This window comes from Pseudoflavonifractor capillosus (assembly GCF_016899775.1).
Classification (GTDB): domain Bacteria; phylum Bacillota; class Clostridia; order Oscillospirales; family Oscillospiraceae; genus Lawsonibacter.
Genome location: NZ_JACJJE010000074.1, coordinates 1 through 11330 on the forward strand (window position 1 = coordinate 1; position 11330 = coordinate 11330).

At 58.0% G+C, this 11330-nt stretch carries 10 protein-coding genes, 1 tRNA gene and 1 pseudogene; 4 read left to right on the forward strand and 8 right to left on the reverse strand.

Annotation, left to right across the window (positions count from 1 at the left end; genetic code table 11):
- The 6 genes and pseudogenes from H6B31_RS15045 to H6B31_RS15070 all read right to left on the reverse strand — a co-directional run.
- A pseudogene (locus H6B31_RS15045) lies at positions 1-410 on the reverse strand (antirestriction protein ArdA); the annotation flags it as partial.
- Positions 403-1368, reverse strand: a complete 966-nt coding sequence (locus H6B31_RS15050; RefSeq protein WP_204899249.1) for a DUF4314 domain-containing protein — start codon at positions 1366-1368, stop codon at positions 403-405. The gene H6B31_RS15050 and the pseudogene H6B31_RS15045, both read right to left, overlap by 8 nt.
- Positions 1365-3209 carry a hypothetical protein gene (locus tag H6B31_RS15055; protein ID WP_204899250.1) on the reverse strand — a complete coding sequence of 615 codons (1845 nt, stop codon included), beginning with the start codon at positions 3207-3209 and terminating at the stop codon, positions 1365-1367. The genes H6B31_RS15050 and H6B31_RS15055 overlap by 4 nt, the downstream gene beginning before the upstream one ends.
- A gap of 77 nt (positions 3210-3286) precedes the next feature.
- Positions 3287-4486: an antirestriction protein ArdA gene (locus H6B31_RS15060; protein ID WP_243419088.1), complete on the reverse strand. Its 1200-nt coding sequence runs from the start codon at positions 4484-4486 to the stop codon at positions 3287-3289.
- Between the two features lie 242 nt (positions 4487-4728).
- Positions 4729-5388, reverse strand: a complete 660-nt coding sequence (locus tag H6B31_RS15065) for a hypothetical protein (RefSeq protein WP_204899252.1) — start codon at positions 5386-5388, stop codon at positions 4729-4731.
- A 343-nt stretch (positions 5389-5731) separates the two neighbouring features.
- Positions 5732-5818 (reverse strand) — tRNA-Leu (locus tag H6B31_RS15070).
- A 197-nt stretch (positions 5819-6015) separates the two neighbouring features.
- On the opposite strand from H6B31_RS15070, the gene H6B31_RS15075 reads away from it, so the two are divergent.
- Positions 6016-6570, forward strand: a complete 555-nt coding sequence (locus H6B31_RS15075) for a hypothetical protein (RefSeq protein ID WP_204899253.1) — start codon at positions 6016-6018, stop codon at positions 6568-6570.
- A 31-nt stretch (positions 6571-6601) separates the two neighbouring features.
- Here the strand turns inward: H6B31_RS15075 and H6B31_RS15080 are convergent, their stop codons facing one another.
- Positions 6602-7831: a sensor histidine kinase gene (locus H6B31_RS15080; RefSeq protein WP_204899254.1), complete on the reverse strand. Its 1230-nt coding sequence runs from the start codon at positions 7829-7831 to the stop codon at positions 6602-6604.
- Positions 7828-8520: a response regulator transcription factor gene (locus H6B31_RS15085; protein WP_204899255.1), complete on the reverse strand. Its 693-nt coding sequence runs from the start codon at positions 8518-8520 to the stop codon at positions 7828-7830. Before H6B31_RS15085 ends, H6B31_RS15080 begins: the two co-directional genes overlap by 4 nt.
- Positions 8521-8666: 146 nt before the next feature.
- Here H6B31_RS15085 and H6B31_RS15090 point away from each other — a divergent pair, with 146 nt between their 5' ends.
- The 3 genes from H6B31_RS15090 to H6B31_RS15100 are packed head-to-tail and all read left to right on the forward strand — an operon-like array spanning position 8667 to position 11064.
- Positions 8667-9584, forward strand: a complete 918-nt coding sequence (locus H6B31_RS15090) for an ABC transporter ATP-binding protein (RefSeq protein ID WP_204899256.1) — start codon at positions 8667-8669, stop codon at positions 9582-9584.
- On the forward strand, positions 9581-10333 hold the full coding sequence (locus H6B31_RS15095; RefSeq protein WP_204899257.1) for an ABC transporter permease: 753 nt from the start codon (positions 9581-9583) through the stop codon (positions 10331-10333). Before H6B31_RS15090 ends, H6B31_RS15095 begins: the two co-directional genes overlap by 4 nt.
- A 2-nt stretch (positions 10334-10335) precedes the next feature.
- Positions 10336-11064, forward strand: coding sequence for an ABC transporter permease (locus tag H6B31_RS15100; RefSeq protein WP_204899258.1), 729 nt, complete (start codon positions 10336-10338; stop codon positions 11062-11064).
- The last annotated feature ends 266 nt before the right edge of the window (positions 11065-11330 follow it).

The window sequence follows — 11330 nt, forward strand, 5'->3', positions numbered from 1 at the left end:
CTGCCTAATTGAGAGGGGCTCCTTGCTTCCCGCACTACATGGCAGCAGTCCGCGCTTGCCGCCAGGTTCCGGAGCCGCTGGAGCGAGATCGTCCGTTCTCCTTTGGCCTCATCCATGCGCAGCAGACCTTGAAAGGCAATCCGCTGGGTATCCGACATTTCTGAGAGCCGTGCCGCCAGGTCGTTCAATTCCATCAAGCTGATCTGATCTGCGGACAGATGGGGCTCCAGCTCCTCGCAGTCATAGTAGGTGTCAATCTCCAGAGAGAGGTCGTCACCATTCTGATGCCGCACTTTGTCCAGCGCGTCCAACAGAGCCCAGGGCCGGGCCGGCAGGTCCAGCTCGGTATATAAGGCTTCCCCTGCGTCATTCGTCTTGGCCAGGCAGACTTGAAAAATCTTCTCACCCAAACTTCATTCCTCCCATCTGTTCCTGCTGCTCATAGTTTTTCGGGTCAGCTCCAGGGACAGTCCAGCCCGCCATGCTCCCGATCTCCATGGCCTGACGCTGGGCGTTGGTAACGCCCAGCTTCTCGTTGAGGTCATCGGCCAGATCCACATTTTTCATCTTGTCTCCAGTGTCCCATTCGGAAGGGTAGCAGCCGCTTTCCCCGCGTTTGATACAGATGAGCTGTCCTGTGGAGGGGAGGGTGGAGAAACACATCTCCGGGAGGCCATCCGCAATTTTAGGGCTGAACTGCTCCTGTTCCGTCTGGATGCTCCAGTCGTCCGAATTCCACAGGTGAACATACAATTCACCGCCATCGACCTCGAGTTCTCTCTGCTCAAAGCCTTCGCCCCAGCCGTCTGCTGCCTGGCCGCTGAGATAATCCTTCAAGTCTTTCAGTTCTTCGGGAGTGAGCTGCCCGACCACTTGGCATTCGGCCACGCACCAGAGACGTCCATCCCGAACTTCCGCAGTGAACTCGGCGGAGCGGACCTTGGCCTCTACACTGTCTCGTTCTTCATACCAATACATGAGGCCGCGTTCTCGCTCCTCCGGCATACGGTTCTTGACCAGCGCACCCAGGATCATATCCGAATACGGAACCAGATCTCTGCTGTCCAATTCTGTGCTGTCGTAGGACATATCTCCCCATTCATCACGCTCATATAGGTCCGCGGTCATCGGCATGTAGAGTTTGAGTAAAGCCGGCTCAGGAGGTTGAACGGAGAATTGTTCCTCTCCCAACGCCAGTTTTCGAATGGTCCCATCCTCCAAGCGCGTGTGGAACCGCCCTTCTTCATCGATCTGTTCCAGCGTCCCGATGGATATGTGTTCTGGGTCATCCAGTTCCCAGCTTCTAACTTGGCTCCCTTTTGGAAATTGATCCCGCAGGAAATCCAGCCATGCTTGATCCACTTTCATAAACTCATCCCCTCCATCGTAATAGATTGCCGTTGACTCTGCCTTTGCTGTTCTTCCGCCAGAAATGCCTCCGGCAGCTTGATTGCATATTTCTCACAAAATTCACACAGGGTGATCGGTTCCTTATAGAGCAGATACTTTCCCCTCGGCATCCGAAATGGGTCAGATGGACGTTTGAGTGAATGGGGGGAAATGAGCGCGGCAATATATCCCTGTTCCGGACATTTGTCTACAATCCTTATACTTTTTATGCCTCTATATAGGTGATAGTAGTGCCATCCCTTTGGAACAATACTGGTCGGAATCATATCATAAGGCAGATGTATGATAGGTTTTTTAAACATCTCGCCCTCCCAGAGAGGGCCGTTGATCATTTGATAAAACAGGGGATACTGGGTTGTCCCCGCCCACTCCTCGTTCATTTGTTCTGCCAGGCTCATCCACTGACGCACCTGTTCCCTGTTACCACAGGATTCGGTCAGTTCCCGCATGTGGATTCCGATCCCATAAAAGATCTGTTCTTTGGTTTCCGGGGCAATACCGGGGGCATTCCCGGTGCGTTTTGCTTGTTCGACCGCTTCATCAAAAGGCCCCATGTACTGGGTCAGAAATTCGTCCCACGGCATTTCTGTCTCACTGATCGGGTCGTAGCCCTCCCAAATCCAACCCATATCGATCAGCAGCTCCCGCAGGATACCTACTGTGTCATCCTGACCCTTGGCCGCCAGAGATGCGGCATAGCTTGTGAGTCCGGATATGGCGCTCAACATTCGTTGAGAGTATTCCTGATACTGTAAATCACTCTCTGTCCAAGGACTGCTCAGTTCAAATCCTTGCGTTTCAACGGTTTGCTCCAGCTCTTGCTTGAGTTTCTCCACCGCACTGGCGATGAAAGGATCATTTTGGAAACTTCTCAATTTGCGGTGATCCTCAAAGAACTGCTGCTCTCCATCCAGGGAACGAACCAGGTCCACCGTTGCAACTTCGTCTTTTGTAACCCCAATGCGTTTCTCCTGGCAGTCGCTGGCTTGATAGATCTGGATAGCCTCCTCTAAGGTCAGATCCCGGAAAATCTGTTCCTCCAGCGTATTACAGTCCGTCAAGACGAACCAAGCATAAGTGTGGGGGCTGTCGGGGTCCGCCGCATCCCGCAGAGCTTGGTTTCCGGCCTCGGTCAGGCCATAGTTGCAGGCCCGACGGGGATTCTCCTCGCCGGCGAAATCCAACAAGATGTCATCCACGGCCGTTTTCACCTTGGGATCATCTGTCAGCGTCTCAAAGCGGAAACCCGTTGTATCCCGATAGGGAAGTTCCTCCCGGATTGTCTGGAGATAATGCTGGACAACGGTAAACGTCTGCTGTTCACCGCTGGCGTAGGTCACCTGGCCCACCGGACAGTTTTTCTGAATTTGCTGCTGCCATAGGTCATAGCAGTACAGGTGCCCCTGATATTCAAACGGACTGGGCGTGCATCGAAGGCAGAAACGATAGCGCTCTGTTTCCCAAATATACCCGTAGGTCTGCCCATCCTCTGTGATAGCCCCACCGTGTTTCTGACAGTAGGCTTCCATAGAGGATAGACTTGCCAGCGGGCCGTTCTCCTGCATGGCCTCCAAAAACTCTCGCAGGAGTATCTTAAATTCCAGCGTATCGAATTGGTCATCATTGTGGGGATAGCATGTAGACCTTAACGGTAGAAAGCCGTGTCCGAAGTCCAGTCGGAGATGGCCCACTGTGCCTAGAGCCTCATCCTGCTCATCGTTGGAATAGAAAAGGCCCGCCTCCTCAATAGAAGCGGGCCGCAGGGCAAAGGAATATTCCTGATCCATCTTATTTTTCATCTTCGTCACCTCCAGTTCTGTGAACACAACCAATACCACAACTTGGGGGGAAAGTCTATCCCAAACATCGGAGAAATTCAGATCATCTGCATTCCTTCCTTCTGCTCTTTCTGATATTGCTCCGCGGGGCCTCCCTGCATCAGGTCCTCCAGCGACAGCGTCCCCTGATAGGAGAGATATCCCTGCTCCGTAAACACACCTTCCTCCTGCTCAACATGCTGACGTCCATACTTCCCGTAGTCATAGAACTCCTCCAAGTTGTCATCATAGTCGAAATGACCAGAGTCCTGGATCATATATCTGCCGTACTCCTCCGGAGTATGGACATTGGGGACGAAATCAAACAGGTCCAGATTTTCTGCCAGGCGGCGGATCTCTGCGGCGCTCTCCGGATTTGCAAAGATAATCACAGCATCCAATTTGACTCGATCTGTCTGCGCCAGCTTTGAGATGGCGGCGCACATAGCATTGAGATCAAAGACACTTTCCTGCTCTAAGGCACAGGCCGTTTCAACAGCGGCAGGCAAGTTGTTGATTTGGATTTCTAATTTTGCAAAGTCTTCACTCTCCACTCCATCCCGCCAGAGCATCCGCTCGATCTGGCAATCAGATGTAGGGAGATACAGCCAAACCGCCTCACGGCTGTCGTCGCTTTCATGGACGGATCGCAGTGAAACGGTCATCAGGCTCTCCTCATATAGATATTCCGGGAAGTTTCTACCTTGGTAGATCTGGCTGAGCTGCATCCCGTTGGCGTAGACCACACCGTAGGGGGTGATGGTACCCTCATTTTCTGTAATCAGGAGAAGAGCTGTCTCCACACCATCCAGCTGCTCCAGTTCTTCTATAGAGGCGCCTCCGCCATAGAGATTCATGTAGTGTGCCCGACCGATCCCCTCCAGATCTGAGAAGTCGGTGATCACCGTGGCCTCCTGACAGCAGAAGGTCAGATTAATAAGGCCAGTCATGTTGAGCTTGCCCAGTTTAAACGCCATAGCTTGGAATTGGGCAATTTCATCATCTGAGAAACTGTCCAGCCGCTTGACCAGATAATCCAATTCATCCACATTGATCTGAGTTCCCTCCAGGCATTTCAGACTGGGAACCGGCCCTAGAACTTCTCTCACCATGCAGTCCCTTTCCCGCGGGTCCCCAATGTCAAATGCCTCCAGCATTTTGATGGTGCTGTCGTACTGGTCTTTCGGGATAGGAAACGGGATGGTGACAATGCCATATTCCAGATGGTCAGCGTTATAGAGCGCCGTTTTGATTTGCATCATTTTTCTCCTTGGCGTAGATTTTCTCCATTCTAGTCCGCAGGCAGTCGCTGTCGCTGCTCCAGCAGAGAAAGCCGTGGGCCGGATAGGGACAGCCCTCACAACGCACTGAATGCCGGCAGACAGGGGGAGGAACAGGTTCCGATGCATATTGCGGAGCAGGCGGGCTGTGAGTATACAGCCAAGACGGAACTTTCCACAGGGTAAAATAAAAGGCAGCGCCCTTTTTCGCGGCACCGCCATTACATAGACTGTTCAAAAGTATGTCCCTCCATTTCTTTTAATCGCTGTTCCAAGTCTGGGATCTGTGATTTGATTTGTGCCAGCAGCTGTCGGCACTTCTCCTCCTGCCGAATAGAATCCGGTCCCTGTTCACTGAGAAAACCATGGATAGCCCGGTAGATCTCAGTCATCTGCTCCTGGTCAAAGAACTGTCCCCTCGATACCAGTCCAGAGCGCAAGGCAAACGCCTCTTTCGCCCCCTTGTAGTCCAGCATGTAATAGCAGCCAAAATTAAGGGATGTGTGGTTATTGTCCCAAACCCATGTTATAAACTGGCTTCCGTGTTCCGTTTGGTGTCCGGCAAGTACGACGTTATTAAATTCTGACAGCAGACAGAAACTGCTCTCCAGTCCCTTAGCCTCTAAAACTGGAGCGGATTCCATTGCCGCTGCGTATTCCTGTACGGCAGCAGCTAAATCTATGGCTTTCGCACAGGCATGCTCGGCTTCAATCGTATTTACATCTTGAGGGACATAACGCACCCCGCCAGTCTCAGTGATCCAACATAGGTGGCGCTCCTTCCATGCAACAGGGAGGCGCTGCTCCTGTTCTGGTAACGGGGTAAATCCCTCTTTCTGCAGTACGATGGCCAGCTCCTTAAAGTATCGTTCTCGTATCATCTCTGAGTACCTCCTTCTGGGCGAGCGCCCTTTTTCATTTGTTGGGAAAACAAAAAAGGCGCCAGTCTGATGGTTTTGTAAAACCAACAAACTGGCGCCTGATTTTTTGTATATCTTTTTTTCTTCGCACCGCCCTTTTTAACCGTGAAAAAGGGCGCTGGGCGGTTTTAAAGTACACAAACTTACGAAAACACAGAGAAACCGGGGGTTCGAATCACCCCAACTTCCGAAATCACTGAAAAATATCTATGGAACAAACAACAGATTTTGAGCAATAAAAAAAGTCGCTACCCCTTGATACTCTAGGCGTTCGGCCCAAAATATCTAGATTGTAGCGACTTTGTGGTGCGCGAGGCGGGAGTCGAACCCGCACGCCCTTGCGAGCACTGGCACCTGAAGCCAGCGAGTCTACCAATTCCACCACTCGCGCGAGGTGAAATGCGCTGTTCCTTAGCGCGAGGTATATGTTACCACACTACTCCCGCACTGTCAACCCCTTTTTTTGTTTTTCACTCCAGAGATTTCTGAATCTCCTTCCAGAGAATTTTATGAAAAACTTAATGCTTCCTTCAAGGAAGATTATGGTCTGTCTGATATGCTGGAGCCAGAAGAGAGGGGGAGGTATCTATGGAGAACAGATTGTGTCCGGAAAAGAGCGTCTATATTCTGCTCACCCGCTCGGGGACCTGGTTTTCCCGGCTGATTCATCTGGCCACCGATGACAGCTATACCCACGCCTCCATTGGACTGGATGGACCTGCGGGACCATTTTACAGCTTTGCCCGGAAGTATGAGCGCTTTGCCCTTCCCGCCGGACTGGTGGTGGAGGAAGTGGGAGTGGAGACCAAGAGGAGACAGATTCCATGCTGCCTCTATGAGCTGAGTGTTCCGGTCCCGGTCTATGACTGCCTGCGCCGTCAGCTCAACCGGATGTACGCCCAGCGGGACCGGTACCACTACAATCTGCTGGGGGCGCTGACCTGCTATTTCAATTATCCCCTGCCCCGGGAGAACCACTACTTCTGTTCCCAGTTTGCGGCCTCTTTGCTGGAACGATCCGGAGCGGTGGAACTGGGCAAGACCCCGGATCTGATCCGGCCCGCCGACTTCTGTCAAATCGACCGGTTCCGCCCGGTGTACCAGGGGGAGCTGGGGAACCTGCGGGAGGCGGTCCCGGCATAAGCGAGGAAGTGTGCACAGCACACCTCCTCGCTCAAATTTTAGGGGGATCGGCGGGCAGGACGATCCGCCCGCGGAAACACGTCCCGTTCTGTATAATCTCGAACCGCCCTCCGTGGGCCCGGGCGATCTGCTCCACCAGCTTCAGCCCGGTTCCGTGGGGGGCGGAGCCGTCCTCATTGAGGCCGGACGGGGGAGAGGGAGGCGGCGTGTCCGGCGCGCCCAGCCCTCCGGCGCTGTCCACCTCCAGCACGCACTCCGCCCTCTGAAGAGCGAGGCGGACAGTAATGGCGCACCCGTCCGGGTTGTGGCGCACCCCGTTGTTCATGAGATTCATCAGGGCCCGTTTCAAAAGCCCCTCGTCGGCCAGGAGGGTGACCTCCTCCGCCTCCGGGGGGACGTCCACCTCCAGGGAGTACCGATCCTCCAGCCCCCCGTTGATGAGGTCGGCCGCCGCCTGCCGCACCAGGGCCGCCGGGCGGAGCCGGGCCCTCCGCAGGGGCTGCATCTCATAGTCCAAGCGCATGGTCAGGTTCAGGTCGTTAACCAGGTCCCGGATGGTCTGGCTCTGGCGGCGGATGATGGCCGCCTGCTCCCGCCGGGCGTAGGGGAGGGCCGGGTCCTCCTCCAGCTGGTTGGCGTAGCCCATGACCATGGACAGCGGGGTTCGGATGTCGTGGGAGATGCCGTTGATCCAGTTGGACCGGGCGGCGTCCCGCACCTGCTGGGCCTGCCGGAACCACTTCCGGAGGAACAGAAAGGCCAGACCCAGCACGCAGCCGATGGCCAGAAAAAAGAGGAGCATAAACCACAGGGGGAGCTGGAGCAGAACATCCATGTCCATGGACATGTCGTGCTTCCACACGCTCCCCTTGGGGGCGCCGATCACCAGCAGGCCGTCCTCCCGCACCCGGCACTGGACCGGGTAGTCGTTCAGATACCACCGGGTGAAGGAAGCCACGTCGGTGAGGCTGTACTCGCCGGGCACGTCCGTCGGCTTCCGCAGGGACCAGACCACCTGCCCGTCCGGGCCGATGAGCATGGCCCAGCGCTGTTCCCCCAATAGCTCCTCCCCGGTGAAGGTGTAGCCGCTCCCCGACCAGACCAGGGCGGCGGACACTTTCTCCGAAGGGGCGGTCCAATCCCGGCCGGCGCTCATATTGTAGAAGATAAAGGCCAGCAGCCCAGCCGCCGTGAGGACCACGATCAGCAGGGCGGAGGCGGCCACCAGGCCCGCCGCCTTCAGTCCGTTCCGCGCCCTCATGCCTTTTCCTCCCGAGCCAGGCGGTAGCCCAGCCCCCGCACGGTGAGCAGGTACCTGGGGTGGGAGGGGGCCGCCTCGATCTTCTCCCGCAGGCGGCGGATGTGGACCATCAGGGTGTTCTCATACCCCACCATGGGACCGTCCCAGAGAGCGGCGCACAGGGCGTCGATGGTGACGATGTTCCCCCGGTTGTCCGCTAGCTTTTTCAGCAGGGCGAACTCCTTGGCGGTGAGGGAGACCTCCCCCGCCGGCCGTGTTACCGTGCCGGTCCCCCAGTGGACGGTGGCCGGGCCCAGGGGCAGGGTGTCGTCCGCCTGCCGCCCGCCGTACACCCGGCGCAGCACCGCCCCCAGCCGCAGGAGCAGCTCCTGGGGGAGAAAGGGCTTTGTGATGTAGTCGTCCGCCCCCAGCCCCAGCCCCTGGAGCCGGGCCGCGTCCTCGTCCCGGGCGGACAGGTACAATACCGGCACGTCCCCGAACCGCCGCAGCTCGGGCAGGAGGGAGAACCCGTCCCCGTCCGGGAGCATCACGTCCAGCAGCACCGCGTCCGGCTGCCGGGCCGCCATGGCCGCCCGGGCCTGGGCGCAGTCGGCGGCCTCCGCCACCTCATACCCCGCCCCGGTGAGCAGGCTGGCCACCATCCGCCGCAGCTCCGGCTCGTCGTCCACCAGTAAAATCCGTTTTTTCATATCCATCACCTGTCCCTAGGATACCACAGGTTTTCCTCCGGTGCACCCCCTGGGGGCAAAAAGTAAGGGAAACGTAAGGTGGCCTTCATGGGCGTGTAAGGTGAGAACGGTACAATAGGGGCATCTCACAAGGAGGTGTTTTCCCTATGGCAGATATCGTGCAGACCTGTGGCCTGTGCAAGCAGTACGGCAAGGTCCTGCGGGTGAATCACTTGGATTTACAGGTTCCGGAGGGGGCCATCTACGGATTTCTCGGCCCCAACGGTGCGGGCAAGTCCACCACCCTGAAAATGATTCTGGGGCTGGTCCACCCCACGGCGGGGTCCATCTCCGTCTTTGGAAAAGAGGTCAACGGGCACAACCGCCTGGACATGCTCAAGCAGGTGGGCAGCCTCATTGAGAGCCCCAGCTACTACGGCCACCTCACCGGCGAGGAGAATCTAAAGGTGGTCCAGACCCTGCGGGGGGTGCCGGAAAAGGATGTGTACGAGGTGCTGGAGATCGTCCGGCTGGAGGGACAGCGCAGCAAAAAGGTGGCCCACTACTCCCTGGGCATGAAGCAGCGGCTGGGGCTGGCCGCCGCCCTGCTGGGCTTTCCCCGGCTGTTAATTCTGGATGAGCCCACCAACGGCCTGGACCCGGCGGGCATCCAGGAGATGCGGGAGCTCATCTGCTCCCTGCCCGCCCGGTTCGGCATGACAGTGCTGGTGTCCAGCCACCTCCTGAGCGAAATCGACCAGATGGCCGACTACGTGGGCATCATCCGGGAGGGGGAGCTGGTTTTTCAGGACACCCTGGAGACCCTCCACCGGCACAGCCGCCACAACCTGGCCCTGCGCACCGGGGACAACGAGGGGGCCCTGAAGCTCCTCCACCAGAGCCGGGTCCCCTGCGCCCAGGAGGAGGACTATATTCTGCTCCCCCGGCTGGGCGACCCGGACGCGGCCAAGCTCATCCGGTACCTGATCGGACACGGGGTGGACGTGCTCCGGCTGGAGGAGCGGCAGAAGAGCCTGGAGGACATCTTCCTGGAACTCACCGGCGGAAAGGCGGCGAGCCTATGAGCACCCTGGTCCGTCTGGAATTTTACAAGTGCCGCCGGCGGCAGATCTCCCTCATCTGCGCCGGGCTGCTGGGGGCCGAGCTGGTGTGGTTCGGGGTCTATCTGGCCCGGCAGGACCCGGAGGACCTGCTCCAGGGCTGGATGCTCACCCTCTATAACCTGGCCATGGTGGACGCCATCCTGTTTCCCCTGGGCACCGCCGTCCTGGCCAGCCGGAACTGCGAGATCGAGCACAAGGGGACCACGTTGAAGCTGCTGGAGACGGTGACCACCCCGGGGCGGCTGTACGCCGCCAAGCTGATCTGGGGGGCGCTGGTGCTGGGGGCCCTCTCCCTGGTGCGGACCGTCCTCTTTGCAGCCCTGGGGATCGCAATGGGATTCCCGGGCGGGGTGCCCTGGAGCCGCTTTGCCTGGTTTACTCTCATTACCTGGGGGGTGTCCATGGTGCTCTTTTTTCTCCAGCAGGGGCTGTCCCTCCGCTTTGCCAACCAGGCCATCCCCCTGATCTGCGGCATCTTCGGCAGCTTTGCGGGCCTGCTCTCCCTGCTGTTCCCGGTGGGCATTCAGCGGGTCATCCCCTGGGGGTACTACGGCCTGATGTCCCTGGCGGGGATGCACTGGGACGAGGCCACCCGGTTCACCGCCTTCTACTGGCGCGTCCCGGAGCCCCTGGACGTAGGGCTGCTCCTGGTGTGGGGAGTTGTCTTTCTAATGGTGGGGCGGACCCTGTTCGTCCGAAAGGAGGTCTGATCATGCTGCTGCGTTCCATTCGGGCGGAGCTGATGAAGTGCCGGAGAAGCCCCGTGTGGCTGGCCTTCGTGGTGCTCCCCCTGTTCCCGGCCATTCTGGGGACGGTCAACTACCTGGGCAATCTGGAGGTGCTGAAGAGCCAGTGGTACAGCCTTTGGACCCAGCACGTGCTGTTTGCCTCCCTATTTTTCCTCCCCGCCCAGCTGGGGGTGTTCTGCGCCTGGCAGTGGCGGCTGGAGCACACGGACCACAACTGGAACCAGGCCATGACCGCCCCAGTCCCCGCCAGGGACCTGTACCTGGCCAAGCTCATCCTGGCGGCGGGGGTGTCTTTTCTGGCTCAGGCGGCCATCGGGGTGCTCTTTGTGATCTCCGGCAAACTGGCCGGAATCGACGCTCCCATCCCGCCGGAATTGCCCGGCTGGCTGTTCTTCGGGGGTCTGGGCGGCGTGGCGGTGTGTGCCCTGCAGCTCTACCTGTCCCTGGTCATCCGGGCCTTTGCCATCCCGGTGGCCATCGCCCTGGTGGGGGGCATCGCCGGGCTGATGCTCACCTCTCAGGGGCTTGGATACGCCTTTCCCTACTCCCTGCTGTGTCTGGGGATGCGGGCCAACAACCCCACGATGGTGCTGGATCTGGGGCCGTTTTTGCTGGGGTGCGGGATTTATGTTTTGGTGTTCTTTGCCCTGTCCGTCCGGCACCTGACCCGGCGGGATGTGTCGGCGGGGTAAATGTTTTTGGGGGGGCAGGGAATTTCGCCGCTCCGGCGGCGAGCTTCTTTCTGGACGCCCAGAAAGAAGCCAAAGAGGCACCAGGGGGCGAGCGCAATCGGCAGGAACGGCTACGCCGTCCCTACCTCCATGCCGCCCGCACCCTGGACCCCCATTTTACGAGAGCGCCAATTAGGCGGGCTTTATAGTCTATCTGCCGCTTTGGGCCGCTGTTCAATGGTTTGATGCACAAAGGCTGCGGTTTTTCTCAGCTTCTTTACCCCACG

Coding starts and splice junctions, on each gene's coding strand:
- H6B31_RS15075 (WP_204899253.1), top strand. CDS start 6,016: ATGGAGAACAGATTGTGTCCGGAAAAGAGCGTCTATATTCTGCTCACC.
- H6B31_RS15085 (WP_204899255.1), bottom strand. CDS start 8,520: ATGAAAAAACGGATTTTACTGGTGGACGACGAGCCGGAGCTGCGGCGG.
- H6B31_RS15090 (WP_204899256.1), top strand. CDS start 8,667: ATGGCAGATATCGTGCAGACCTGTGGCCTGTGCAAGCAGTACGGCAAG.
- H6B31_RS15100 (WP_204899258.1), top strand. CDS start 10,336: ATGCTGCTGCGTTCCATTCGGGCGGAGCTGATGAAGTGCCGGAGAAGC.
- H6B31_RS15080 (WP_204899254.1), bottom strand. CDS start 7,831: ATGAGGGCGCGGAACGGACTGAAGGCGGCGGGCCTGGTGGCCGCCTCC.
- H6B31_RS15095 (WP_204899257.1), top strand. CDS start 9,581: ATGAGCACCCTGGTCCGTCTGGAATTTTACAAGTGCCGCCGGCGGCAG.
- H6B31_RS15050 (WP_204899249.1), bottom strand. CDS start 1,368: ATGAAAGTGGATCAAGCATGGCTGGATTTCCTGCGGGATCAATTTCCA.
- H6B31_RS15055 (WP_204899250.1), bottom strand. CDS start 3,209: ATGAAAAATAAGATGGATCAGGAATATTCCTTTGCCCTGCGGCCCGCT.
- H6B31_RS15065 (WP_204899252.1), bottom strand. CDS start 5,388: ATGATACGAGAACGATACTTTAAGGAGCTGGCCATCGTACTGCAGAAA.
- H6B31_RS15060 (WP_243419088.1), bottom strand. CDS start 4,486: ATGCAAATCAAAACGGCGCTCTATAACGCTGACCATCTGGAATATGGC.